Origin of the sequence: Hymenobacter sp. BT730, from assembly GCF_030542105.1 — a bacterium.
In the GTDB taxonomy this organism is placed as follows: Bacteria; Bacteroidota; Bacteroidia; order Cytophagales; family Hymenobacteraceae; genus Hymenobacter.
Window position 1 is genome coordinate 402566 of record NZ_JAUOFB010000003.1, and the last position, 25323, is coordinate 427888.

Annotated in this window: 23 protein-coding genes; 12 read left to right on the plus strand and 11 right to left on the minus strand. The window is 54.6% G+C overall.

Going from position 1 to position 25323, the window contains the following annotated elements:
- Nucleotides 1–86: 86 nt before the first annotated feature.
- The 4 genes from Q4G72_RS11625 to Q4G72_RS11640 form a co-directional block, all read right to left on the minus strand.
- Nucleotides 87–1235 carry a TlpA disulfide reductase family protein gene (locus Q4G72_RS11625; protein WP_303311592.1) on the minus strand — a complete coding sequence of 383 codons (1149 nt, stop codon included), beginning with the start codon at nucleotides 1233–1235 and terminating at the stop codon, nucleotides 87–89.
- 264 nt (nucleotides 1236–1499) lie between these two features.
- Nucleotides 1500–2957, minus strand: a complete 1458-nt coding sequence (gene gatB, locus Q4G72_RS11630) for an Asp-tRNA(Asn)/Glu-tRNA(Gln) amidotransferase subunit GatB (RefSeq protein ID WP_303311593.1) — start codon at nucleotides 2955–2957, stop codon at nucleotides 1500–1502.
- A gap of 119 nt (nucleotides 2958–3076) precedes the next feature.
- The gene (locus Q4G72_RS11635; RefSeq protein WP_303311594.1) at nucleotides 3077–3802 is read right to left on the minus strand and encodes a hypothetical protein; all 726 of its coding nucleotides are present in this window, start codon (nucleotides 3800–3802) and stop codon (nucleotides 3077–3079) included.
- Nucleotides 3803–3929: 127 nt separating this feature from the next.
- On the minus strand, nucleotides 3930–4898 hold the full coding sequence (locus tag Q4G72_RS11640; RefSeq protein WP_303311595.1) for an LIC11966 family surface protein: 969 nt from the start codon (nucleotides 4896–4898) through the stop codon (nucleotides 3930–3932).
- Nucleotides 4899–5361: 463 nt separating this feature from the next.
- Here Q4G72_RS11640 and Q4G72_RS11645 point away from each other — a divergent pair, with 463 nt between their 5' ends.
- Nucleotides 5362–6135: a PPK2 family polyphosphate kinase gene (locus tag Q4G72_RS11645; RefSeq protein WP_303311596.1), complete on the plus strand. Its 774-nt coding sequence runs from the start codon at nucleotides 5362–5364 to the stop codon at nucleotides 6133–6135.
- 136 nt (nucleotides 6136–6271) lie between these two features.
- Here the strand turns inward: Q4G72_RS11645 and alaS are convergent, their stop codons facing one another.
- Nucleotides 6272–8956 carry an alanine--tRNA ligase gene (gene alaS / locus Q4G72_RS11650; protein WP_303311597.1) on the minus strand — a complete coding sequence of 895 codons (2685 nt, stop codon included), beginning with the start codon at nucleotides 8954–8956 and terminating at the stop codon, nucleotides 6272–6274.
- 178 nt (nucleotides 8957–9134) lie between these two features.
- Between alaS and Q4G72_RS11655 the strand changes: the two genes are divergently transcribed.
- The 4 genes from Q4G72_RS11655 (at nucleotide 9135) to Q4G72_RS11670 (ending at nucleotide 13057) form a co-directional block, all read left to right on the plus strand.
- Entirely contained in the window at nucleotides 9135–10223 is a 1089-nt protein-coding gene (locus tag Q4G72_RS11655; RefSeq protein ID WP_303311598.1) for a glycoside hydrolase family 53 protein, read from the plus strand.
- 133 nt (nucleotides 10224–10356) lie between these two features.
- Nucleotides 10357–10713: a MerR family transcriptional regulator gene (locus tag Q4G72_RS11660; RefSeq protein WP_044513675.1), complete on the plus strand. Its 357-nt coding sequence runs from the start codon at nucleotides 10357–10359 to the stop codon at nucleotides 10711–10713.
- 191 nt (nucleotides 10714–10904) lie between these two features.
- The gene (dprA, locus tag Q4G72_RS11665; RefSeq protein WP_303311599.1) at nucleotides 10905–12044 is read left to right on the plus strand and encodes a DNA-processing protein DprA; all 1140 of its coding nucleotides are present in this window, start codon (nucleotides 10905–10907) and stop codon (nucleotides 12042–12044) included.
- A 161-nt stretch (nucleotides 12045–12205) separates the two neighbouring features.
- Nucleotides 12206–13057, plus strand: coding sequence for an aminotransferase class IV (locus Q4G72_RS11670; protein WP_303311600.1), 852 nt, complete (start codon nucleotides 12206–12208; stop codon nucleotides 13055–13057).
- Here the strand turns inward: Q4G72_RS11670 and Q4G72_RS11675 are convergent.
- From Q4G72_RS11675 to Q4G72_RS11690, 4 genes are all read right to left on the minus strand, one after another.
- Entirely contained in the window at nucleotides 13054–13242 is a 189-nt protein-coding gene (locus tag Q4G72_RS11675; RefSeq protein ID WP_303311601.1) for a hypothetical protein, read from the minus strand. The genes Q4G72_RS11670 and Q4G72_RS11675 overlap by 4 nt on opposite strands.
- 124 nt (nucleotides 13243–13366) lie before the next feature.
- Nucleotides 13367–14161 carry a thymidylate synthase gene (locus Q4G72_RS11680; protein WP_303311602.1) on the minus strand — a complete coding sequence of 265 codons (795 nt, stop codon included), beginning with the start codon at nucleotides 14159–14161 and terminating at the stop codon, nucleotides 13367–13369.
- Between the two features lie 98 nt (nucleotides 14162–14259).
- Nucleotides 14260–15720, minus strand: a complete 1461-nt coding sequence (locus tag Q4G72_RS11685; protein ID WP_303311603.1) for a serine hydrolase domain-containing protein — start codon at nucleotides 15718–15720, stop codon at nucleotides 14260–14262.
- A 250-nt stretch (nucleotides 15721–15970) separates the two neighbouring features.
- A complete protein-coding gene (locus Q4G72_RS11690; RefSeq protein WP_303311604.1) occupies nucleotides 15971–16207 on the minus strand; it encodes a hypothetical protein in 237 nt (78 codons plus the stop codon).
- 121 nt (nucleotides 16208–16328) lie between these two features.
- Between Q4G72_RS11690 and Q4G72_RS11695 the strand changes: the two genes are divergently transcribed.
- The 4 genes from Q4G72_RS11695 to Q4G72_RS11710 are packed head-to-tail and all read left to right on the plus strand — an operon-like array spanning nucleotide 16329 to nucleotide 20043.
- Nucleotides 16329–18629, plus strand: a complete 2301-nt coding sequence (locus Q4G72_RS11695) for an efflux RND transporter permease subunit (protein ID WP_303311605.1) — start codon at nucleotides 16329–16331, stop codon at nucleotides 18627–18629.
- Between the two features lie 58 nt (nucleotides 18630–18687).
- Nucleotides 18688–19272 carry a hypothetical protein gene (locus Q4G72_RS11700; RefSeq protein WP_303311606.1) on the plus strand — a complete coding sequence of 195 codons (585 nt, stop codon included), beginning with the start codon at nucleotides 18688–18690 and terminating at the stop codon, nucleotides 19270–19272.
- A gap of 8 nt (nucleotides 19273–19280) precedes the next feature.
- Nucleotides 19281–19634, plus strand: coding sequence for a PaaD family protein (locus Q4G72_RS11705; RefSeq protein ID WP_303311607.1), 354 nt, complete (start codon nucleotides 19281–19283; stop codon nucleotides 19632–19634).
- A 34-nt stretch (nucleotides 19635–19668) separates the two neighbouring features.
- Complete coding sequence (locus tag Q4G72_RS11710) at nucleotides 19669–20043, plus strand: hypothetical protein (RefSeq protein WP_303311608.1); 375 nt, start codon at nucleotides 19669–19671, stop codon at nucleotides 20041–20043.
- Nucleotides 20044–20079: 36 nt separating this feature from the next.
- Here the strand turns inward: Q4G72_RS11710 and mgrA are convergent, their stop codons facing one another.
- Entirely contained in the window at nucleotides 20080–21084 is a 1005-nt protein-coding gene (mgrA, locus tag Q4G72_RS11715) for an L-glyceraldehyde 3-phosphate reductase (RefSeq protein WP_303311609.1), read from the minus strand.
- A 215-nt stretch (nucleotides 21085–21299) separates the two neighbouring features.
- Here mgrA and Q4G72_RS11720 point away from each other — a divergent pair, with 215 nt between their 5' ends.
- The 3 genes from Q4G72_RS11720 to Q4G72_RS11730 all read left to right on the plus strand — a co-directional run bounded on the left by Q4G72_RS11720 (nucleotide 21300) and on the right by Q4G72_RS11730 (nucleotide 24649).
- Entirely contained in the window at nucleotides 21300–23282 is a 1983-nt protein-coding gene (locus Q4G72_RS11720) for an AAA domain-containing protein (protein ID WP_303311610.1), read from the plus strand.
- Between the two features lie 307 nt (nucleotides 23283–23589).
- Complete coding sequence (locus Q4G72_RS11725) at nucleotides 23590–24105, plus strand: FKBP-type peptidyl-prolyl cis-trans isomerase (RefSeq protein ID WP_303311611.1); 516 nt, start codon at nucleotides 23590–23592, stop codon at nucleotides 24103–24105.
- Between the two features lie 118 nt (nucleotides 24106–24223).
- A complete protein-coding gene (locus Q4G72_RS11730) occupies nucleotides 24224–24649 on the plus strand; it encodes a lipocalin family protein (RefSeq protein ID WP_303311612.1) in 426 nt (141 codons plus the stop codon).
- A gap of 8 nt (nucleotides 24650–24657) precedes the next feature.
- Here the strand turns inward: Q4G72_RS11730 and Q4G72_RS11735 are convergent, their stop codons facing one another.
- Nucleotides 24658–25272 carry an acyl carrier protein phosphodiesterase gene (locus Q4G72_RS11735; RefSeq protein ID WP_303311613.1) on the minus strand — a complete coding sequence of 205 codons (615 nt, stop codon included), beginning with the start codon at nucleotides 25270–25272 and terminating at the stop codon, nucleotides 24658–24660.
- Nucleotides 25273–25323 lie beyond the last annotated feature (51 nt).

Here is a 25323-nt window from a genome sequence, read left to right on the forward strand (position 1 = left end):
CGGAAGTCTTTCTCACTTCAAATAAAAAAGGCCCGTCAACTTAGTTGACGGGCCTTTTTTAATAGCTAAGCGCTAATACCAAAAGCTTATTTCAGCACCGAAGCCAGCTTAGCTTCCAGCGCAGGGCCGCGTAGGTTTTTGGCAATGATTTTTCCTTGAGGATCCAGCAGCAACGACATTGGAATTGAGGTAATGCCATAGGACTTGCCGGCTGCGCTTTCCCAGCCTTTCAGGTCTGAAACATGCGTCCAGGTCAGGTTATCATCTTTAATTGCCTTGAGCCACTTATCACGGTTTTGATCCAGGGAAACGCTGTAGATTTCGAAGCCTTTGCCTTTAAACTTCTGATAGGCTTTCACCACGTTGGGGTTTTCCTTGCGGCAGGGGCCGCACCAGGAGGCCCAGAAATCCAGGAGCACATATTTGCCCCGCAGGCTGGAAAGAGGCACCGTTTTTCCGTCTGGTGCTGACAGGTTGATTTCCGGAGCCTGCACACCTTCTGCGGTAGCCCGCAGGGGGTCTAACCGGGCAACCAGCGCCTTAGTATAGCGCGACTCCGGCATGGCTTTCTTATAAAGCGTAGCCATAGAGTCGGCAAACGGAAACTCCTGTTCCAGATTAAGAAGGTTGTTGACCACAAAGGCCGAGGCCACCGATGTAGGCCGCTGGCGAATGAGTTTTTTGATGGTGGCCGAATTGCGCGTCTGAGCTGCCATAAACTGCGCTTCAATGGCCTGCATAGAATCGGCGCGGCCAGCAGCGGCGGCAGCGTTGTAGCGCTGCTCCAGCGCCTGCCCCGATTCGCGGCCCTTACTCAACACCGAACCGAGTTGGCGCAGCATCTCCGAATCTTCGGAGCCTTTCACCGAATAGCCTTCCGTCAGGCGAGTGGCATCTCCCTTTAGCTCCAGTTGGGTACTGTTATCCAAGGCCACCAAGGCTTGATTTTGGTCGTTCAGCTTTACTTGGTATAAGCCAGCCTCCGGCACGGTGCCTTTAAAGGTGAATTGCCCCTTATCGTCCACGGTAGCCGTATCGCGCGAGACGAACTGGGCTTCGCCCAGCTCCGCCAGATACACCTTGGTACCTGCCGGAGCATTGCTCAGCTGCCCACTGATCTGGAAGCCCGCACCGGGCTTAGCACCCGACGAGGTAGGTACATTCGATTTGTTACAGGCATTGGCCATGCACAGCACGGAGCCTATCAGGAGCAGACTTTTAGGGGTTTTCAGCATCAGTATTGAGGATAAGCTGCGGGCTTACCGGCCGTTTGGTCATAGACCAGGTTTGGGGCTGCAAGTTGCCGGTTTTCGTGTAAATTCAGGATATTCCCGGAAGAATCCTGCCTGAGTTAACGGCCACCGCCAGTATTGCAGTATCCAGGAAGCCCGACAACCAGCGTTACTAACAAGATATAGAAGAGAACTTGAAAACCGAAAAACCACTAACAGCGCTAGGCTATTAGTGGTTTTTCGGTTTACGCTAAGTCAACATGAGTGCTAGGCATCCAGCTTCTGGCGCAGGAGTTGGTTGGCCATTTTGGGGTCGGCTTTGCCGCCGGTCAGCTTCATCAACTCGCCCATAAACATGCCTGTGAGGCTCTTTTTGCCAGCGCGGTACTCCGCTACTTTGGCCGGGTTGGCGTCCAGCACCTGCTGAATCATGGCTTCCAGCGCCCCTGCATCCGACTGCTGCAATAATCCCTGGGCCTGGGCAGCTTCGGCAGCCGACTGCGTCGGGTGATCGAGCAGATAAGGGTAGAGCTGTTTGGCGGCTACCGAGTGGCTGATTTTGTTTTCGTCGATGAGCTGAATAATGTCGGCCAGCTGGCGGGTGCTCAGCGGGAACTGGTCCAGCGTGAGGGCGCGCTCATTGAGGAAGGATTTCACCGGGCCCTGCACCCAGTTGGCGGCGGCTTTGGCATTGGGCGTCAGGCGCGTCAGCTCATCAAAGAACAAGGCCACGTCTTTCTCCACCGTCAGCACCGAGGCATCGTAGTCAGACAAACCCAGCTCGCCGGTGAAGCGGGCGTAGAGCTGGTGCGGCAGAGCCGGCAGCTCCTGCTGCATGCGGTGTAACCAGGCATCATCAATAATAACGGGAGGCAGATCGGGCTCCGGGAAGTACCGGTAGTCGTTCATAGTCTCCTTGCTGCGCTGCCCGCTAGTGGTACCCGTTGTGGCATCAAAACCACGGGTTTCACTGTCGATAATCTCGCCGGCTTCTACCAGCGCAATCTGCCGCTCAATTTCGTACTCAATGGCCCGCTGCACATTGCGGAAGGAGTTCATGTTTTTCACTTCCACCTTGGTCCCGAACTGGTTGGCGCCTTTCAGCATCACGGAAATGTTAGCGTCGCAGCGCAGCGAGCCTTCCTCCATATTGCCGTCGCAGATACCCAGGTACTGCACCAGCTTCTTGATTTCGGCCAGATACGCGTAGGCTTCCTCCGAGGTACGGATATCGGGCTCCGATACGATTTCAATCAGCGGTACGCCGGCGCGGTTCAAATCCACCAGGGTTTCGGTTTCGCCGGCCAGGTGCATGCTCTTGCCCGCGTCTTCCTCCATGTGAATGCGCGTGATGCCGATTTTCTTCTCCGTGCCATCCGAGAGACGCACTACCACGTGGCCGCCAGTGCAGATGGGTGTTTTGTCCTGGGTAATCTGGTAGCCCTTGGGAAGGTCGGGGTAGAAATAGTTTTTGCGCGCAAACAGGTTGGTGCGCGTAATGTGGCAGCTGGTAGCCAGGCCCATTTTCATGGCAAACTCCACCGCCGAGTAGTTAATCCGCGGCAGTGTGCCGGGGTGGCCGAGGGTAAGAACCGAGAGGTTGTGGTTGGGCAGCGCGCCGTACTCATTCTCATCTGAAGAGTACATTTTGCTCTGCGTGAGCAGCTGCGCGTGTACTTCCAGGCCGATAACGGGCTGGTATTTGGCTTTTATTGCTTCGTCCATACGTCCTAAATAAGGCGGAAATACCGCCGGGGCTGCAAGATAAACACTATCCGGACGCCTCTACCAGACATTAAACTTGTTAATGGTAAAAAAGGCTTACCAAAAATGCAGTCTGCATCTTAGTGCTGCCCGAACTGCCCGTCGATCTGCTGGATAAGCCCGCGGCTGTGTTGCATCACCTTGTGGTACTTGTTTATAATCAGCGGTATATTTCTCCCGCGCATCAGATAGTTTTGCATGGGAATACTGGTGAATACGGCTTTAAAATTTTTCTTATCCGGAGCCAAGTGTTCGTCGAGGTAAGCTCCAATGTGCTGCTGCTTATAGGAAGAGTAGTTATCGGACTCTGAAACCAAATCCGGTATCAACTCCTGATAATGATCCAGGATACCTGCCTGCAACTCCTCGTCTTCCACTATATCAATTCCGCCGACCGATTTCAATCCTTCAAAGCGGGAGTTATTAGGGATTAGTACAGTAGTATTGCGCAGCGTCCAGCTGTAAAAGCTCACGCTATCCGCTGGCTGCAATCCGGCCGCATAAGCTAGGTAGTAGCGCATAGCCCGCATCTGCGTTATATAGGAGGTTGAATCCCCACTCATTTCTTGCAGGTCGTGCTGTAAATCCTGGCGCAGCCCCACCAGAAATTTACGCTCCTTTTCGCGCTCCAGCGAATGCTCGTGCCAACTGTGAAGCTGAATGGAAAGGGTTATAGCAAATACGATAATGCCGATTTCCAGCAAAATATCGGGTAGGCGCTGCCGCCACGTTTGCGCTGCGTGGCCGTGCTCCTCCATGCCCATGGCTTTTTTACCGTGTTTTTTTATTAGGTCCGCTTCTATCATGTCTATCCTTAAACTGTTTGCTGTGCGCTTTTCAGGCTGCTGCTGAGCAATGCTTCAGCTTTGGCAATAGCAGTGCTGTTGCGCGCGTACTTCGAGGCCGATGACGGACTGGCAGTAGCTGTTTTTGCTAATCGTTAAACACGGGCACGTATGTAGCCATGAAAACATTTCCGGCCTGGTTATAAGCATTTATCATCTTCTGATTCTGGGTATTATAGAAGTTGATGTACTTGTTGTAGTTATCGACATCCACCTTCGTAAGCTTGTCTTTGCGCTCAATCAGGTCCTTCATTTTCACAAAATGATCAGCACACATGGTGTTGTAATGCTTGATGAGGTTGCGAGCCGCGTTGCGGTACTGAATGTCTTTGCCCCGGAACGCGGGTACGGCCGCCAGGCTTTCCAGCGCTAGCCTGGTATCCTCCAGTAATTTCACCCGGGCCACTTCAAATTCGGCAGCATTTTGCAGGCGCAAAGCATCGGCCAGCATGGCGCTGGCTTTCTCCGTCCGGAACTGCGCCAGGAATACCTGGTGCTGGTAGGCATTCACTTCCGATACCTGCCGCATGTATTGGGCCAGGCGCTTGCCCTCCGGATCTTCGCTGATGCTCATTTTATGGCGCTTGGCAAAACGCGTTTGAGCAGCATTTACACTGTCGTTTACCACCTGCAGCTTGGCTTCGGCCACTTCCTGGGCGTGCAGATAGCGCTCCATGTTTTCCACGCTGCCCGTGCGCGTGGAGGCCATCATGTCCACCGCTTTGTAGTCCTCGGAATACACTTTCAGCAGCTGGTAAAAAGCTTCGGTGGTTTGGTCCTTGAAGCCTTTATCATCTTGGAAGGCGGGTAGCTTAGCTAGTTTGTTAAGCGAAATTTCTGTTTGCTTAACCAAATCGAGCCGTTTGGCCTCAATTCTTTTTTCGTTCTCGCTGTGCGCCGACTTGCTGATATAGCGCAGGTTCTTTTTGAGCATGGCCCGCTGCTCGCCAATAATGAAGTTGTTATAGGCGCCCGGGTCAGTAAAGGTCTGGGCCGAGGTGGTGGTGGTAAAACCAGCCAGCAGCGTGCCGGCTAGAACAAGGGTAGAAATACGCATTTGGGAATCAATATGAATGAAGAATAATGGAGATGACGCGGAATAAAAAAACCGAGCGTCGGAAAGTAGCGGGGATGCCCCCAGTACCTTACAACGCTCGGTTTGGCAATTATATGGACTTCCAAAAATACCGTCCTCTTGTTAAAATACAAGCTTAGTCTAAAGACTATTCTACCAGCTCTCCCGCCTCTACACCGCATTACCTTAGCCAGCTCGTGCAATAGCTTGCTTATGTTCAATTAAGCATTACGGGCAGGTGCGCATGCACTTGGCGGCAAATGACAGGCTGGTATTTGGCTTTTATGTATTTGGCTTTGAATGGCATATAATAAACGGAAACAGCAATTGAAGTCGCAACCGGGCTACAAGATTCAAAGCCAGATTCAAATCTGGCTTTGTTTCATGTCGTAATTAAGGTAGCATCATGAGTGATTCAGTTATTAATCCTTGTTCTCCCTGCGCTATGAATACCGATAACACTGGTTTCGATCTAAGCAAGCTGCCTACCCATGCTCCCCATAACATGCATAAGGCAGCCACCGAGGCGAAGCTGCAACACCTCGTACAGGAGCTGATTGAACTTCAGAACCGCCTTTACGCCGAAAACCGACGCAGCGTCCTCATCATCTTACAAGGAATGGATGCCAGCGGAAAAGACGGCCTCATACGGCAGGTGTTCAGTGGAATAAACCCACAGGGCGTGCAAGTACATTCCTTCAAAGAGCCTACAAATGAGGAACTAGGGCACGATTTCCTGTGGCGGATACATCAAAAAACGCCGCGCCGGGGAATGATGCAGGTCTTCAACCGCTCCCATTATGAGGATGTATTGATTACCCGAGTCTCAGGCTTAATTAATGCGGATGAAGCCCGGTGGCGTTTTGCGGCTATAAATGCCTTTGAAAAGTTACTGCAGAACTCAGGCACTACGGTGCTCAAATTTTACCTGCATATATCACAGAAGGAGCAGCGCGTGCGGTTGATGGAGCGCGTCACAGACCCTAATAAGCGTTGGAAGTATGAAGCCGGCGACGAGGAAAAAGTAAAGCAGTGGCCCCAGTATCAAAAGATGTACGAGGACGTATTCAGGCACTGTAACCCCGATAGCTGCCCCTGGCACATTGTGCCTGCCGACCAAAATTGGTACAAAGCCTACGTAGTGGCCAGCACCCTGCGCAATACGTTGGTAAGTATGGACCCTAAATATCCTCTGCACAAAGCCGACCGGCCAAAATAGCCTTTCGGTATCGCACCCGCAGTCATTAGGTTGTCTACTCCATGGCAGGATGCTCCTTTTAAGCAAGTTGCCGCGGCTACGAGTAAAAAACTCATAACCGCGGCAACCTACTATGCTTGGTATTAGTGCGTGATGACTATACCAGTGACTTCCCTATCAGTTCCTCTGCCTTGGCAATGGCAGCCCCCAAACCAGCCGCATTCTTGCCGCCGGCCGTGGCGAAGAACGGTTGACCGCCCCCCCCACCCTGGATTTCCTTGGCCAGCTCCCGCACCAGCGTGCTGGCGTTCAGCTTGCCGGTTTTGGCCAGCTCGTCGTCCAGCATCACAGCCAGCTGCGGCTTGCCATCAATTTCAGCACCCAAAATGGCTACCAGATTCGGTACGGCCTGGCGCAGGTTGTAGGCCAGCGTTTTCAGGCCATCGGCCGACGAAACCTGCACCTGAGCGGCCAGGAAGTTGACACCGTTCAGCGGCTTCACCTGGCTCACCAGCTGGTCTTTCTGCTGATTGATGCTTTGCTGCTCGAACTGCTCAATCTGCTTGCGTAGGGAGGCCATTTCCTCAGTCTGCTTTTCGATGCTGGGGATGAGGTGCTGGGGGTTGCCCAGGGCCTCACGCACCTGCTGCAGCAAATCCAGCTGCTGGTTCACGTAGGCTTCGGCAATACCGGCGGTTACGGCCTCAATGCGGCGCACGCCCGCGCCCACGGCACTTTCCGAAGTAATTTTAAAGTACCCAATGTCGCCGGTGGTGCGCACGTGGGTCCCACCGCAGAGCTCCACGGAGTGGTCCTGGCCGAAGGTGATAACGCGCACGAACTCGCCGTACTTCTCACCGAACAGGGCCATAGCACCGAGTTGCTTGGCTTCCTCAATGGGCACGTTGCGGCGCTCATCCAAGGGAATCTGCTGACGAACCCGCTCATTTACCAGGCGCTCAATGTCGCGCAGCTGGTCGTCGGTTACTTTGGTGAAGTGCGAGAAATCGAAGCGCAGGAGCTTTTCGTTGACTAATGAGCCTTTCTGCTGCACGTGCGTGCCAATTACCTCACGCAAGGCGGCCTGCAGCAAGTGCGTGGCCGTGTGATTCTTGCGGATCAGGTCACGGCGGGCCTGGTCTATGCGGGCATTGAAGGGCACATTCAGATCCTCGGGCAGGTCCAGCACCGTGTGCACGATGAGGTCGTTTTCCTTTTTCGTGTCGATGACGCGCACCCGGGTGAAGTCCGACTCCAGGTAACCGGTGTCGCCCACCTGTCCGCCCGACTCGGCGTAGAACGGTGTTTGGTCAAGCACTACGTGGTATTCGGTTTTGCCTTTCATGGTGGTTTTGCGGTAGCGCAAAATGTGGGCGGGAGCTTCCTCCAGATCATAGCCCACAAAAGCAGGCTGCTCCTCGGAAGGCGTTACAATGGTCCAGTCGCTCTGCTCCGATTCCTGGGCGTTGCGGCTGCGGTTTTTCTGCTCCTCCAGGGCTTTCTGGAAACCGGCTTCATCCACTGACAGACCTTTTTCGCGGGCAATCAGGGCCGTGAGGTCCAGCGGGAAGCCAAAGGTATCCGACAGCTCGAAAGCCGTTTTGCCATCAATTACACCGCCCTGAGCGCGCACGGATTCTTCCAGCGCATCAATGCGGCGCAGGCCATTTTCCAGGGTTTTCAGGAAGGCAATTTCCTCTTCCTCAATCACGCGCTGCACAAAAGCCGTCTGGGCTTTCAGCTCGGGGAAGATCAGGCGCATTTGGTCGGCCAGCACAGGCACCAGTTTGTAGAGGAAGGGCTGCTTGAAGCCCAGCGAGGAAAACGCATAGCGCACGGCACGGCGCAGAATCCGACGAATGACGTAGCCGGCCTTCACGTTGCTGGGCAGCTGCCCATCGGCAATGGCGAAGGAAATAGTGCGGATGTGGTCGGCAATAACGCGGATGGCAATGTCCGTCTTCTCTTCTTCCGTAACGGGCTGGTCGTTCACCGTAGCGGGCGCGGTGCCGTGGTATTTCAGGCCGGCTTCGGAGGCAATGAACTGGATGAGCGGCTGGAAAACGTCTGTGTCGTAGTTGGACTTCACACCTGACACAGCCATCATCAGGCGCTCAAAGCCCATGCCCGTATCTACGTGCTGGGCCGGCAGTTTCACCAGCGAGCCATCGGCTTTGCGCTGAAACTCCATGAACACGTTGTTCCAGATTTCCACCACCTGCGGGTGGTCGGCATTCACCAGCTCGGCGCCGCCTTTCAGGGCAATTTCGGCCTCGTCGCGCAGGTCAATGTGGATTTCGGTGCAGGGGCCACAGGGACCGGTGTCGCCCATTTCCCAGAAGTTATCCTTCTTGTTGCCGGGCAGAATCCGGTCATCGGTGGTGTATTGGCGCCAGAGGTTCTGGGTTTCGGTATCGGCCTCCAGCTTGTCGCCGGCGTCCCCTTCAAAATACGTTACGTACAGGCGCTCTTTGGGTAGCTTGTATACTTCAGTGAGCAGTTCCCAGGCCCAGTTAATGGCGTCGGTCTTGAAGTAGTCACCAAACGACCAGTTGCCCAGCATCTCGAACATGGTGTGGTGGTAGGTATCGTAGCCTACTTCTTCCAGGTCGTTGTGCTTGCCGCTCACGCGCAGGCACTTCTGCGTATCGGCAATGCGCTTGTAGGGTGCAGGCTTGTTGCCCAAGAAATAGTCCTTGAACGGGGCCATACCCGAGTTAATGAACAGCAGCGTTGGGTCGTCCTTCACCACAATAGGCGCCGAGGGCACAATGTGGTGACCTTTGGAGGCGAAGAAATCCAGGAATTGCTGGCGGACGTGAGAGGCTGAGGGAAGTGACATGAGGGAGATTATGAACGCGCCGTGTGATTGGGGACGGAGGCAATTTTGGCTACTTTGCGCTTTCAAAAACCCAAATAACCGGGCTGGAAGGCAATTCTGCAAAGGTAGCCACTTCACTTGGAAGTCGGAGCAGTACCAGCGGTTAGCGGCCCCTGATAGCCATATTTTAGTATTTATTATGAAGTCTTCTGTTCTGCACTGCAGGTCATCAATCTCCTCGGCACTATCTGCCTGGCTACTCCTGGGCCTGTTTTTAGCGTTTCTGCCCGTTGGCTCGCCGGCACAAGCGCAAGCCAACAAGCCCGCGCAACGCGCCGCTGCGCCGAAGAAGAAAATTGGCAAAATGCTGGGCGCCGACATTTCCTTTCTGCCGCAGCTGGAAGCTAAGGGCGTTAAATTCTCTGATAAAGGCCAGCAGAAAGATGCTATTGAGATTCTGAAGGACCACGGCTTCAACTACGTTCGACTGCGTTTATTCCACAATCCGGCCGCTGACAGTGGCTATTCGCCCCAGCAAGGTTTCTGTGATTTGGCGCACACCCAGCAAATGGCAACGCGCATAAAGAAAGCCGGCATGAAATTTCTGCTCGACTTCCACTACAGCGACAACTGGGCCGACCCACAGAAGCAATTCAAGCCATTGGCCTGGAAAGACCTGCAAGGCGCCCAGCTGGAGCAGGCCGTGCACGACTACACCCGCGACGTGCTGCTGGGCCTGAAGGCCCAGGGCACCCCGCCCGATATGGTGCAGATTGGCAACGAAATCAACCACGGTATGATCTGGCCCGATGGCGACATTCACCAGGCGGACAGCGTGGCCAAGCTCGATAACCTGGCTCGCTTACTGAAAGCCGGCGTAGCGGCGGTGCACGAAGCAACGCCCAAAAGCCTGGTGATGATGCACATTGCACTGGGTGGCCAGAATGTGGAATCCGTCTACTGGCTCGACAACATGTTTTCCCGCGGCGTTACCTGCGACGTAATCGGCCAGTCGTACTACCCCAAGTGGCACCGCACCCTCCCCGATCTGAAGCAGAACCTGACGGATCTGGCCCGCCGCTACCCCCAGGATATTGTGGTGGTGGAGTATTCGGAGCTGAAGCGCGAGGTGAATGATATTGCCTTCAACCTGCCCGGGGACAAAGGAAAAGGCACCTTCATCTGGGAGCCGCTCAACACCTGGGAGCAGATTTTCGATAAAGAGGGCAAGTCCAACGAGCTGCTGATGGTGTATGATGAGATTAGCAAAAAGTACAAGGTGAAGTAGCTTCCACTATAGTAACTTGACGCTTTTCTGAGAATTATACTGTTGCGCTCAGTAAATTCGAAACAAGATTCACGTGGCAGCTCTGGCCCCTTTCAGACTTCCTCCAAATTTCATAAGCTCTAAGCCCCAACCGATGCCCTACAAAGAGCGCGACATCGAGAAGCAATATTTTACTATTGGCGAAGTAGCCCAGCAATTCAACGTGGCTCCGTCGCTGATTCGCTTCTGGGAGACGGAGTTCGACGAGCTGCGCCCCCGCAAAAGCAAGAAAGGCAACCGCCTCTATACCCCGCAGGACATTGATATTTTCCGCACCATTTACCACCTGGTAAAGGAGCGCGGCTACACCATTCCCGGCGCCCGCGACATGCTCCGCCAGAAAGGCCCTCAGCTAAAAGAGAAGATTGACGTGATTCAAAGCCTGGAGAAAATCCGCGGCTTCCTGGTGAAGATGAAGAAGGAAGTAGATGCGGCCGGGAAGGCGGAGTAATGCACGACAAGGATTAACAATTTGATTCTAGCATCAATAAAACCGTGTCATCCTGAGCTTTGCGAAGGACCTTGTCACGCTTGAACAAGTTGTTGTTACGCGAGTCGTGCAGTAGCGAGAAGGTCCTTCGCAAAGCTCAGGATGACAACAGGTTTTGGAGTTATTTTATTATTAGTTTATCTACCTACTGAATGTCCATTGTTACTCCTGACGATACCCTTCACTACGAAGTAGCTCTCACATTATTTTCAGGTATCGGGCCACAGCTCACGCGGCAGCTGATGAGTTACGGTGGCTCAGCGCGCAACGTGCTGCACCTGCCGCCGGGCAAGCTGCGCAAGATTCCGGGTGTGGGGCCAGCCACGGTAGCCATCCTCACAGGCGCAGAGCGCACCAACGCATTAAAGCAAGCCGAGGCAACACTACTCAAAGCCGAAAAAGACGGCGTGCAGTTGCTGTTTTATACCAGCAAAGCCTACCCTTCCCGACTCAAAACCATTCCCGATGCCCCGATGCTACTCTACTACCAGGGCACTGCTGACCTGAATCAACCTAAAAGCATTGCCCTGGTAGGCACCCGCCAGGCCACCGATTACGGCCGGGAGCAAACCGAGCGCCTGGTAAAAGGCCTGGTGCCGCACCGCCCACTGGTGGTCAGCGGACTGGCTTATGGAATTGATATTGCCGCCCACCGCGCCGCCTTGCAGGAAGGATTGGAAACCATAGGCGTCATGGCTACCGGGCTGGACGTTATCTACCCGCATGCCCACCGCAAAACCGCCGAGAAAATGCGTGAGCAAGGCGGTTTGTTGACAGAATATCCCTTCGGCACCCCGCCCGATAAATACAACTTTCCGGCGCGTAACCGCATTATTGCGGGCATGTCGGATGGCACCGTGGTAGTGGAAGCTACCCGTAAAGGCGGCGCCCTAATTACCGCTGAGCTGGCACTGAGCTACGATAAGGACGTATTGGCCTTGCCAGGGCCACTGCACTCGCTGGCTTCGGAAGGGTGCCATGAACTCATCAAAGCCAGCAAAGCCGCCTTGTACTCCGAGCCCAGGGATTTAGAGCAGCTACTGAATTGGGATGCCGCGCTGCATCTGCAGGGCAAGTTTAAAGCTGTTACTACTTACGACGCCGCCAATTTTACGCCGGAAGAATACCGGGTAATTGAAGTTTTGCAAGCGACTCCCAACCGGGAAGAGCACCTGGATACGCTGGCCTGGAAAGCCCAACTTCCTATTCATCAGGTAGCATCCCTATTACTGAGCCTGGAATTTAGTGGCGTGGTGAAAGCTATGCCCGGCAAACGTTTTGGATTAGTATAGCCGCTGACTTTCGTTTTAGAGGGTTTTTGTGAACCTTAGGAGGCAACAGAGGGGCATTTAGTTACGCTTCTGTTAGTAAACGACTGGTGCTGAAGGAGCTGCTTAATTGCTCCAACCATATAGGACTTTCTTCGTCTTTAGGTTATCTCTCAACCTCATCTATGGAAGTAAGCTCTACTCCTCCTGCTGTTCTGCTGTACAATGGTCAACTTTACACCACCGATAGTTTTGGGCTGACTTTGCCCAACCGCGGCCTGCAGTTTAACGACGGTTTTTTTGAAACCCTGATCTGGTCGAATGACGGGCTGCGCTACCGCACCCAGCACCTGCAGCGCATGCAGGCTGCGGCTACCGCCCTGGAATTAGAACTGCCTTTCGCTCTGGTTGCCGAAGGAGCCTTAGAATGGGCACTCCGTGAGTTAGTAAACGCACTGCGCCTACCGGAGGCGCGCCTGCGCATACAGGTATGGCGTAGCGGCGGCGGGCTTTATACCCCAGGCAACAATAATGTAGAGTGGCTGGCAACGGCTCTGCCCTTTGAACTGCGGGAGTCGCCGGTGCAACGGGCTGGTTTTGGACAGCGCGTGCGGGCACTCTATTCGCCGGTGTCGTTCTGCAAGGGTCCGCAGGCCGTGCTGTATGTACTGGCTGCTCAGGAGCGCGCGCGGCGGGAACTGGATGAGTTACTCCTGTTGGATACGGCCGGCCATGTGGCCGAAGCAAGTGCCGCCGCTGTGTTCTGGATTCGGGATGGAAGGCTCTTTACGCCCGCGCTTAGCACTGGCTGCGTGGCCGGGGTACGGCGGGCTCACCTGCTGGATCTGGCCCACGCCAAGCATCTGTACGCGCACGAGGTGCTGGCCAAGCCAGAAGAATTGCTGCAGGCAGAAGCCGTCTTTACGGCTAACGTGGCCGCAATTCGGCCGCTACAGCAAATAGACGACGCGCTTTTCGCCTCCGATGCCCACCCGTTATTGCAGGATTTACGGCGCTGGGAGGCAGCAGTCTATTAATTGTAAGAAACTACTGGGGTAAGGCTGCGGCGGGTGCGCATCCACTGCCAGCTTTCCTCGAAAAGCTGCAGGTCTTCGTCGGTCACATCATGCAACCGGAGAATTTCGGTGCGGGACCGAAGCCCGGCTTCCAGATCATAAAGCGCAATCCAGGCGCGGTGCTTGCGGGAAAGTTCAGGTGCCACAGCAGGCGAAAAAGTAATCATATTCCAAGGGCAATGTAATCTATTGCGCCTTCTACGGAAATGTACTTTACGTGGATACGCCGGGAAAGAATTAGCTTAACCGGGCCACTATATAGCATATTAACTATACTGCTACCGGCGCTTTAATAGCTGGATGTGGCTGGTAGTTTTCCAACTGAAAATCCTCATAGCGGAAGCCAAAAATATCGGTCACTTCCGGGTTAAGGCGCATTTGTGGCAGGGCCAGTGGCTCACGGGTTAGCTGTAGGCGGGCCTGCTCCAGGTGGTTGCTGTACAGGTGCGTGTCGCCGCCGGTCCAGATAAATTCGCCGGGCTCCAGGCCAGTTACCTGCGCCATCATCAGCGTGAGGAGGGCATAGCTGGCAATGTTGAAAGGCACACCGAGGAAAACATCGGCGGAGCGCTGGTATAGCTGGCAGGAAAGCTTGCCATCGGCCACGTAGAATTGGAATAAGGCGTGACAGGGCGTGAGGCGCATCAGGGGCAAATCGGCCACGTTCCAGGCCGATACCACCATGCGGCGCGAGTCGGGCTGGGTGCGGAGCAGGTGCACCATTTGCGCAATCTGGTCTATGCTCTGGCCATCGGGGGCCTGCCAGCTGCGCCATTGCTTACCGTAAATGGGCCCCAGGCTGCCATCGGCATTGGCCCACTCCCGCCATATGCTCACGCCTACTTCTTCCAGGGAATTGTTGTTGGTATCGCCGCGCAAAAACCACAACAGCTCGTGGATGATGCTTTTCAGGTGCACCTTTTTGGTGGTAACCAAGGGGAAACCTTCCTGCAGGTTGAAGCGCATCTGATAGCCAAACACGGAGAGCGTGCCGGTGCCGGTACGGTCGGTTTTTTGGGTGCCGTGGTCGAGGATGTGCTGGAGAAGGGCTTGGTATTGGCGCATCTGGGGAGAACAGCTGGTTGGAACGAATTCCAAAAGTAAAGAAACTCCAGTAGCTGATGGCAGCGAATATTTCAACTTCGTCCTTTACTGCCTTTTACCTACTTGCCTGCAGTTGCTCTTGGTTTCTTCAGGTGCTCAACCGCGCCCGTATTCTTTGGATTCAGGATCAACGACTGCTGGTAGTTGGTGATGGACAGTGTGCTGTCGCCTGCCATCTCATACGCTTCCCCTAAGCTGTCGTAGGAATTCCAGCTGTTAGGATGCAGGCTGACATTCAATTTGAATAGCTCAATTGCTTGCTTGATTTTGCCTTGTCGAGCTAGCGTATAGCCCCACTCGTTCACAAACTCTTCGGTCAGGTGCAGCTCCGGATGCGCTTTCTTAACTGCTCGGTACACGTCGAGAGCCTGGCTGTAGTCATTCGTGGTCAGGTGGCTGCGGAAAGCCTGCAGGGCCGGTGGCACGCCGTGCATGTCTTCTATTATCTGATCTGCCAGTGCCTGTAGGCGCCCCTGCGTGCCTCTGTCCGATTCGTTTGCCAGTACCACAATACCAAGGCCTAACTCCGGATAAAAACTGCAGTAGCTCGCAAAGCCAAACGTGCCACCCGAATGCAGCAATTGCCGTTTGTTGTCGGTGGTTTTGCGCACACTCCAGTTCAGGCCAATAGCTGCTTCTTCCAGGGTTCCCCACATTGGCTGATGGCTTAGTGCCACGGCTTTATCAGTTTCCGCGAGCTGATAGGCCAGATATTTCACCATATCGGCGGCGCTATACCGCAAACCGCCCGATGGCTCCACCTGGTCTATAAAGTGATAGGGCATTCGGTTACCCTTCTCATTGTGCCCAACCGCCAACAGGGTGCTACCGGCTTTTACACTCGCGGCGCTTTGCATATGCAGTGGCTTGTCAATGTACTTTTCCACCAGCTTCTCGTAGGGAGCCTGATAAATGCTTTCTAGGATGTATGCCAGCAACTGCGTCCCTGCATTGGAATGCCGCGGAATCAAGCCGGGCACGGTATCGAGTTTGACGGAATGCAGATCGTGGTAGAAATTCTCCTTGGTGTAGGTGCTGGAGGCTTTGAGAATAAGGGACGGTATCGAATCGGGGCTGACTTGCTGCAGAATAGAGGTGCGGTCAGGTAGGTTATCGGGCAAGGCAGAGGTAGTGTTGGCTAAATGCACCAGTTCGATTGGCTTGCCAGCATAGGCCAGATTAGGATACTTCCCTTTCAGATATTTGCGCACGTCATCCTGCAGGCTTACTCGTTTTTCTGCCACGGCCCGGGCCAGCAGCAGGCTAGTAAACGTCTTGCTGATAGAGCCGATTTCGTAGACGGTATTTTGCGTTGGGGTCTTGCTGGCTCCTTTCTCGGCGGTGCCAAAATTGTAAAAATAGGTCTGCTTGCCCTGGATAATTCCTATCGAAAGTCCCACTGCAATTGGCTCTTTGATGAAGGCCTCTCCCGCCCGCTGCACAACTACGTCCAGTTGTTTTTTTGCTTTGCTACCGCTTATCGGCGCTGTAGATTGACCGGATACAAATTGAACTGCCAACAGAAATAGGCAGGTAAGTAGGGCACCGCGGTTTGCACTCATGTAGGTTATAGGTTGGGTTCGCACAGGACACTTCCCATCCGCAAAAAGGTTACACGGCGCAAACACATTATTAAAGTTAGCGACAGACAACGCCCCTTTCTTTATGAGAAAAATCAGGAAATGGATAGTGCAAAAACACCTGCCTATGTAAAAGAAAGCGCCCCTATTCTGGGGAATAGGGGCGCTTTCTTTAAAACTTATAAGGACTTTACAAGGACTTCGTCACCGGCTTAGCGGCCGGAGCAGGCGTAGCGGCGGCCGTTGTGGTTTTGGCACCTTTCTTCACGCAGCAGGCAGCACCGGATGCCGCCATTTCTTTGCTGCACTTGGCTTGCATAGCCGTAGGACAAGCTTTCTTGGTTTTTTTAGCGCCTTTCTCGCCTTCCGTGGCGGAGGCAGTTCCAACAAAAGCAAACAGAGCGAGGGCCAGCAGAGCGTTTTTCATGACAAGGAAGCTATAGGAAGTGGAAACAAAACGAGGAAAACGGCGGTTGGCTTTCCGCCGTCTCTAAGGTAGGAAAAGTAGCGTAAACTGGCTATTGCTTTCCCGGGGCGGGCTACTACTTATGCCGCTTCGCAAACTTGCTCATTACACACTGCTGGCCCTGGGGCTCCTTACCGCGCTGGCGGTGTTTTTTGTGGCCCAGCTCCGCTTCAACTACAATTTCAACGATTTCTACCCGGCCGGCGACCCGGACCTGGACTACTACGTCCAGTATTCTCAGCGCTTCGGCAACGACAACGACTACGTGCTGCTGGGCCTGGAAGCGCCCGCCGGTCAAACCGTGTTTGACGTCCGGTTTCTAACGAAAGTTGATACGCTCACGCGCTTTATTCAGAGCCGGCGGCACGTCACGCACGTGTCCTCCCCTACCAACCTCACCAACCCGGTAGTAGAAGGGCTGGGCGTCTTTAACGTGTCCTACCTGCACCCCCAGGAGCCCGGGCGCCGGGCCCAGGATTCGGTGCTGGTATACCGCACCCCGGGCGTGGTGGGCAACCTGATTTCTAAAGATGCCCGGGCCGTTACCATCCTGTTTCAGACCTCGCCTAACCTCAGCAAGCCGCCCGGCGACTCCCTGTTGGCAGCCGTGCGCTGGGAGCTGCAGCGGCAGGGCTTTGCCGATAACCAGGTGCATCTGGCCGGCAAAATGGTGGCGCAGTCGGTATTTGTAGACCGGCTCCAGACCGAGCTAATGGTGTTTATGAGCCTTTCCGTGTTGCTGGTGACGGGGCTGCTCTGGCTTACTTTCCGCACGTGGTGGGGTGTAGTGCTCCCGCTGGTAGTGGTGCTGGGCGCCATTTTGTGGGGCCTGGGCCTGATGAGTGCCTGCGGCGTGAGCATTGACCTGATGACGGCTCTGCTGCCGGTGATGCTGTTTGTGGTAGGCATGTCTGATACCATTCACATTATCACGCGGTATGTTACAGAGCTGGGCTACGGGGCCAGCAAGCGGGATTCGCTGCTGATTGCGCTGAAGGAATCCGGCTTCGGCTCGGGCCTGTCGGCGCTGACTACCAGCATTGGCTTTTTCACGCTGATGACCAGCACCATCCGGCCGATTTACAACTTTGGGCTGTTCACAGGTATTTCGGTGCTGCTCACGTTTGTGCTGTCGTTTACGCTGCTGCCGGCCATGCTGGTGCTGCTGCGCAAGCCTCAGCTGCGGGTGCCGCGCCGGGAAGGGCACAGTTGGGACGGCGTGCTGGGCCGGCTATTTCGCATGGTGCTGGCCCGGCGCCACTGGGTGGTGGCCATCAGCGCCCTGGTATTGCTGGGGTCGGTGGCGTCGGCTTCCCGCATCCGCATTAATTCCGCGTTGCTGGATGACTTATCCAAAAACGACCCGGTAAAGCTGGACTTCGTGTTTTTTGAGCGGCAGTTTGCCGGCGTGCGACCCTTTGAGCTGGATTTGAAGCCGGGCGCCGGCCGCACCATCTACGACCTGACGGTACTACGCCAGACGGAGAAAATCGAAAACTATCTGCAGCATACCTACGGCCTCAATTTCGTGGCCTCGCCGGTTACCATCATCAAATCGGTGCGCAAGGCGCTGAATGGGGGCCTGCTGTCCGAATACCGCCTCCCCGATTCGGAAGCCGAGCTACAACGGCTTTTGCGCAAAGTGAAGCTGTTCCGGAAAAAGCCCGAGTTTCGGGCGCTGGCTCTGCCCGATGCCACCGAAGGCCGCCTGACCGGCCGCATGCCCGATGTAGGCAGCATCAAAGCCGATGCCCTCAACGCCGACCTGCGCCGCTTTCTGCACACGCAGGTAAACAATACCGTGCTGCAAACCCGCCTTACCGGCTCGGCCAACCTCATCGACAAAAACAACGAAAACCTGACGCTGAATATGATTACGGGCATGACCATCGATATTGTGATGGTGACCTTGATTGTGCTGGTGCTGTTCCGCAGCCTGCGTATGACGCTGGTGGTGCTCGTTCCCAACCTGGTGCCTATTCTGGTGGTGGCGGGGGTAATGGGCCTGGCCGGGGTGCATATGAAAGTAAGCACCAGTATCATCTTCACCATTGCCTTCGGCATTGCCGTGGATGATACTATTCACTTCATCAGCAAGCTGAAACTGGTACTGCTGAAGGAGAAAAGTCTGTTTAAGGCCGTGCGGAAGACCTATTTAATGGCCGGCAAAGCGGTAATTGTTACTTCCCTTATTCTGGTAGGCGGCTTCTCCACGCTAATCTTTTCTTCCTTCGATGGGACTTTTTATGTGGGTCTGCTTATCGGCCTAACCTTGCTCTTTGGCGTAGTGGCCGAGCTGACCTTGCTGCCCATTTTGATTCTGTACTTCTACCGGCATAAGCCCCGGGAAATCCGGCAGCCCGTGCCGGCGCTGGGTGGCTGACAAGGTCCGTGAAGCCAGCCAATAAACTACAGGTGCTACTTCGTCGTTACTTTGCTCTATGACGAAACGCTTGCTCCCTTTCCTTTTCGCCTTCATCTGCCAGATTGCACTGGCCCAAACGCCTGCTACTCCTGCCCCGGAAAATGAAGTTTCCCGCCTGATTAAGGAGCGGGAAACCTTGGTGCGGGAATATGAGGAGGCTAATTCCCAGCGCAACAGCCTTTTTGGCAATAAGCCCAGTAAAAAAGATCTGCAGGAAGTGGTAGATGCCCTGAAAGGCATTATCCGCAAAGACACTGAGCTGGTGCGGGCTGTGCAGGCCAGCACCCTGCGCCAAACGGCCGCCGTAGTAGCCGAAAATCAACAGGCCAAGCAGCAGGTAACGGTGGCTACTACTGATCAGAGCAGTGTGCGCCAGCGCTTCTATGACCTGCAAAATCAGATTCAGAACCTGGAGCAGCGGGAAAAGCAGCGGGAGAAAAAGCTGCAGGAAGCCCAGGCAGCCGCTAAAGAGGCGGAAGAAGCCCGCACGTCCCGCGAAATGATTGCCGTAGGTTTGGCGCTCCTATCCGTTGCGCTGCTGGTCTATGTATTCCGGTTGCGCCAACAGGTAGTGACGGCTCCTTCACAGCGGCGGCGCTAACTTGCGCCATGTTAGTAGCCGTGGCTGAATACCTGACGTATGCCGAGGCTGTTAGCCTCTATAACCGGCTACTAAACGAGGCGGAGGTGGTAGCGCTGGTAAAAAACTACGGCCCCGCGACCCTGCCCTTCGGCGACGGGCTGTATTTTCAAATGCTAGTGGAAGAAGCCGACCTCCCGGCGGCCCAGCCCGTGGCGGAAGAATTTGCCCGCCAGCGCATTTTGCCTGCGGTATTGCGCTGCCCGCGTTGTGGCTCGCCCGATACACTGCCCGTTGCGCGTCCCTCCTGGTGGAAACGGGTTTTCTATGCTGGCACTACGCTGTATCGGTGCCATAATTGCGGAGAAGAGTTTGGGGGCTGAGGCGCCTACAGCACCATTTTAAGCTACACAGTAGATGTCGGAAAACACTTTCCCTTTCAAGATTTACACCATTCCCGAACACCTACGCATTGAGGATGCGCAGTTTGGCATCATGGCCAACGTAGAGGCAGACCCCGCGTTGGAAGGCTATTTCTACCTCTTCGAGAAGTATGGCTTTGGGGGCAGCGGCTTATCCTGGGAAGAGCATATTCATACTATTCTGGAGGAAGAAGCCCCTGCCCTGCTAGACCAGATTCACGGCTTCTCAACTCCGGCCTGCTTGTTATTCTATGCTGATTCGGAGGAAGCGGTGCGCCAGTTTATGCAGCACATCGTTCCTATTTTCGCTGATTTGGGAAAGCTCAACAAGTATTTCAGCCAGACAGATTCCAGCGACTTCTTCGAGTAGAAATCAAGCTAAGGCAATCATATGGAGCCTGCGGGTCTATTGCTCTACTGCTGCGCGCAGAATCTGCTCAATGCGGTCCAACTCTGAGGCACTAAATGTCAGGTTATCCAGACAGCGGAGCGAATCAGAAAGTTGGTCGGGTTTGCTGGCGCCGATGAGGACCGAGGTTACCCGTTCATCCCGCAAAATCCAGGAGAGGGCCATTTGAGCCAGGCTTTGCCCCCGCTCCTGCGCCAGAAGGTTCAGCTGTTGCACTTGCGCCAGGCGCTCTGATGTAAGCTGGTTTTCGGTGAGAAAACCCACGCCTTTTGCTACCCGGGAATCCTCGGGAATGCCATGCAGGTACTTATCCGTAAGCAGGCCCTGGGCCAGCGGGGAAAACGGAATGCAACCCACGCCGGTTTCTCCTAATAAATCCAGCAGGCCATCTTCTACCCAGCGCTCAAACATAGAGTACTTGGGTTGGTGAATCAGGCAGGGAGTACCCATTTCCTGCAGCATCCGGATGGCTTCGGCGGCCTCAGCGGGCTGGTAGTTGGAGATGCCCACATACAGCGCCTTGCCCTGGCGCACCACGTGGTCGAGGGCACGCATGGTTTCTTCCAAGGGCGTGTCCGGGTCGGGGCGGTGATGGTAGAAAATATCCACGTACTCCAGCTTCATGCGGCGCAGGCTTTGGTCGAGGCTGGAAATGAGGTATTTGCGGGAGCCCCATTCGCCGTAGGGCCCTTCCCACATGTGGTAGCCCGCTTTGGTGGAGATAATCAGTTCGTCGCGGCAGCTGCGAAAATCTTCTTTCAGAATGCGGCCAAAGTTGGTTTCCGCCGAGCCGGGCGGCGGGCCGTAGTTGTTGGCCAGGTCGAAGTGCGTGACGCCGCTATCGAAGGCCCGGTGCAGAATGGCGCGGAAATTACTCAGCACGTCCACGTCGCCGAAGTTATGCCACAGGCCCAGGGACACGGCCGGCAGCTTTAGGCCACTACGGCCGCAGCGGCGGTACTGCATGGAAGAATAACGGCTGGGGCTGGGTAAGTATGGCATAATGCGGTACGATATGAATTGATGCTGAGACGCAAATCTATCCCCTCACGTTGCGAATCAAATATGTGGACCGCATCCTTTGGGCGATTCACTCCCGGCTTTGCAGCTTTACCATACTTTTAGCATTGAGGTAAATTAACTTTTTTCCTACCGACCTTCGGCCACCAAAATGCCTTTTTCGTTGTTATCAACGAATCCCCAATACCCTTCTACTGTTGACTGAACAACCTACTTATACCGACCCCTACGCGCTGGAAAAAGAGCTGCGCAAGGTGCAGGCCCTAATGCAGCTCGAGCAAAAGGAAGACCTGGAGCAATTCAAGATCAAAAGCGCACAGTCTACAATTGCCGAGCGCCAGCGGCGTGGCCTTACCTGGTATCCTGTCAAGATTACCAAGGAAGACATTGGCTTTGGTGGCAAGCTGGTGCTGGAGCTGGAGCGCCCCTCTGGCCAGGGTGGCCTGCACCTGTTTCAGGTAGGCAAAAATGCGGCACTCTTCGGCAACGTGCCCGGCCGCTCCGGCTCCGACCGCCCCACGCTCAGCGGTGTTATCACGGCCGTAAAGCGCAATAAAATTCTGCTGGCCACCAACAAGGAAGACCTGCCCGACTGGGTTGATGAAGGCAAGCTGGGCGTAGACCTCACCTTTGATGAGGTAAGCTACCGCGAGATGGAATATGCGCTGGGCAAGGTGATGGGCGCCTATGACACCCGCCTGGCGGAGCTGCGCGACATCTTGCTGGGTGCTAAGCCCGCCCGCTACCGCCCCGAAACGGATGCGCAGCTATACTATCCCAGCCTGCTGAACGACTCCCAGCTGGCGGCGGTGCGCCACGTGCTGGCGGCGCAGGATGTTGCCATTATTCATGGCCCGCCCGGCACCGGCAAAACCACCACGCTGGTGCAGGCCATTCTGGAAACCATTCGGCGGGAGCGGCGGGTGCTGGTGTGTGCTCCCAGCAATACGGCGGTAGATCTGCTCACGGAAAAGTTGGCCGAGCGCGGCGTAAACGTCATTCGCATGGGTAACCCCTCGCGCGTGTCCGACCTGTTGCTGCAGCACACCCTCGATGCCCAGATAATGGCGCATAAGAGCTACCCGGAGCTGAAAAGCATGCGCCAGACGGCTGAACAGTACCGCGAGCAGGCTGGCAAATTCAAGCGCCACTTTGGCTGGGAGGAGCGCGAGCAGCGCCGCTTGCTGAAAGAGCAGGCCCATCAGATGCTGCAGGATTCAGACCAGCTGGAGCGCTACATCACGGAGGATTTGCTGGAACAGGTGCAGGTAATTACCTGCACACTGGTGGGCGCCAGCAACCGCGCCATTCGCCACCTCACCTACGAAACCGTATTTATTGATGAAGCTGCCCAGGCTCTGGAGCCCGGCTGCTGGATTCCCATTACCAAAGCCAACCGTGTAGTACTGGCCGGTGACCACCAGCAGCTGCCGCCCACGGTAAAAAGTGAAAAAGCCGCTCAGGAGGGTCTGCGCGAAACCCTGTTTGAAAAGTGCATCAAGCGCCAGCCCCACACGGCCCGCATGCTGCAGGTGCAGTACCGCATGCACGAGCAGATTATGGAGTTCAGCTCGGAGCAGTTCTACCATGGCAAGCTGATAGCCGCGCCTGCCGTAGCCCACGCCGACCTGCCCGACTACGACCTGCGCTTTGCCCCCGACACGGCTGTGGAGTTTCTGGATACCGCCGGCTTCGGCTTTCAGGAGCTGGGGCTGGATGAAAGCCGCTCCATTGCCAACCCGGAAGAAGCCGACCTGCTGCTCAAACGCCTGGCCCAGTTGCTGGAACCCTACGATGCCGCCGACCATACCGAAGACCTGTTGACCATCGGTGTAATTGCCCCCTACCGCGCCCAGATCAACTACCTGAAAGATGCTGTAGAGGAAAACGACGAGCTGACCGGCCTGATGGAGCACCGCATGCTCAGCATTGGCACCGTGGATTCTTTCCAGGGCCAGGAGCGCGACATTATTGCCATTAGTCTCACACGCAGCAACCCGCAGGGCGAAATAGGCTTCCTCTCCGATGTCCGGCGCATGAATGTGGGAATGACCCGCGCCCGCCGCAAGCTGCTCATTGTCGGCGACTCCAGCACCCTCGGCTCTCACCCTTTTTATAAGGCATTTCTGGACTATGTAGAAATGATTGGCGCTTATCGTACGGCTTGGGAATTACAGTAAAGGCACCCTTTTTAACCTTTCAACCATTAAAACAAATTTGTCATCCTGAGCAAGCGAAGGACCTTCTCAAGTTAGGCCGAGGCGTTGTTACGCTAGTTGTTCAGCTGTGAGAAGGTCCTTCGCTAGCTCAGGATGACAGTTGGTGAAAAAATGACAGCGGGGCTGATGCGTTTAGCGGGCTTCTCCCCGTACTCTATATTGGCATTACCTCCCCAAATACCGACAAATCCGGGGCGTTTACGTAACTAGCCGTTCCAACTTATTTTTCAACTTCTACTTCCCCGGACACCCCCGGGCACCCAGACGTATGGCTCAAATCAGCGAAAACAAAGTCGTCACCATCACCTACGACTTGAGCGTGACCGATGAAAACCAAGAGAAAGTCCTCGTAGAATCGGCGGAGGCTGATGCCCCGATGGTGTTTCTGTTCGGTATGAGCGGCCTGCCCGAAGAGTTTGAGAATCAGCTCAACGGCAAGCAGCCCGGCGACGCGTTCAGCTTCTCCCTCACCCCGGAGCAAGCCTACGGCGAATACGACCAGCAGGCCGTAGTGGACATCCCAAAAAACGTCTTTGAAATCGACGGTAAGATTGACGAGGAGATGCTGCAGTTAGGCAACTTCCTGCCCATGGCCGATAACCAGGGCCACCACATGCAGGGCAAAATCGTGGAAATCGGCAACGAAACCGTGAAAATGGACTTCAACCACCCGCTGGCCGGCATGATGATGCACTTTGATGGTAAAGTGGCTGACGTGCGCGAAGCTTCTCAGGAGGAGCTAGACCACGGCCACGTGCATGGTGAAGGTGGGCATCACCACTAGGTTGTATTGACTTATTTATCATGAAAAGCGGGGCTTCATGGCTCCGTTTTTTGTTTTGTATTTTTTTAACACAATAAAATCATTAACATATCTTTGATTTCAGCCTTATCAATCAAATATGAAATACAACAGCAAATCCTTTCTTATTATCCTATTTGCATACTCGCTCTTGCTGTCTGCCTGTCAAAAGGATGGTATAAAGCCTAAACTACTTGAAAAGAAATGGTGGTTTGTAACTGGAACTTATGAGGATGCGCCTAATAATGGCCCGGTTTATAGAACCGATGATGATGCCCAACTAGCTTCATTATACACTACTATAACTTTTGATAAAAAAGAGGTGACGTTTTACAATTCGTATTATCGTGACACTTCTAAATTATCTTATACCCGAGACGGTAAAATGATAAAAATTGAGTCTATGCCTGGAACTTCGCATACCTATGAAATAAAGGAGCTTACAAGTGAAAAGCTTATACTTCATGGTATACGCAAAAGTAGTTATGGCACAATTACCGATGATATTACTTATAGAGCTGATTAGTAAAGGCTCTAATGTGTATACCAATAGCGACGTATCTCTTCTCGTAGCTCCGGCCAAAACTCCCGAAAATCTACCTCATACACCGGCAATTCTGCCAGAAACGCTGCCGCGCCTATTGCCAGTACTTCCGCGCTAGGCACACGGCGGCTTAAACCTAGTAGAGCGCGGTGCAGGCCTTCGGGCTGGGCATAGCCGGAGAGCCAGTCGTCGCGGCGCATGTACTGGAGCATGTGCTGCAGGCGCTCCGGCAATTCCGCGCGGCGGGAGTGCAGCAGCGTGTACATGCGCTGACTGAAGGCGGCTAGCGGCTCGGCGGCATCGTCATGAAACTCAGTGAAGTTGCGGGCCAGCAGATGGTCGAAGCCAACATCGGACACTACTCCCGCCCATTTGCCCAAACCGGCTTCGCGCAGGCGGGCAGTGGTACGGCGTACTACAGGGTGGGCATCAGTAAAGGTATCAATGGCGCGGTGTAGGATAATGCCACGCTGCACAGCTTCGGGGTAGGCCAACAGACCGGCGCGGCCCCGCACGGCCTCAGCAGCAAAATTACCTACTACAATATCGTGGTAGTTGGGGTGCGAGGACGGGCCGGAGAGCAACAGATGCGCAAGGAAATTCACAGGTGCAAGGTAAGATCTAAGCTAGTACTAACGGCTGAATGCGGAAGGCGG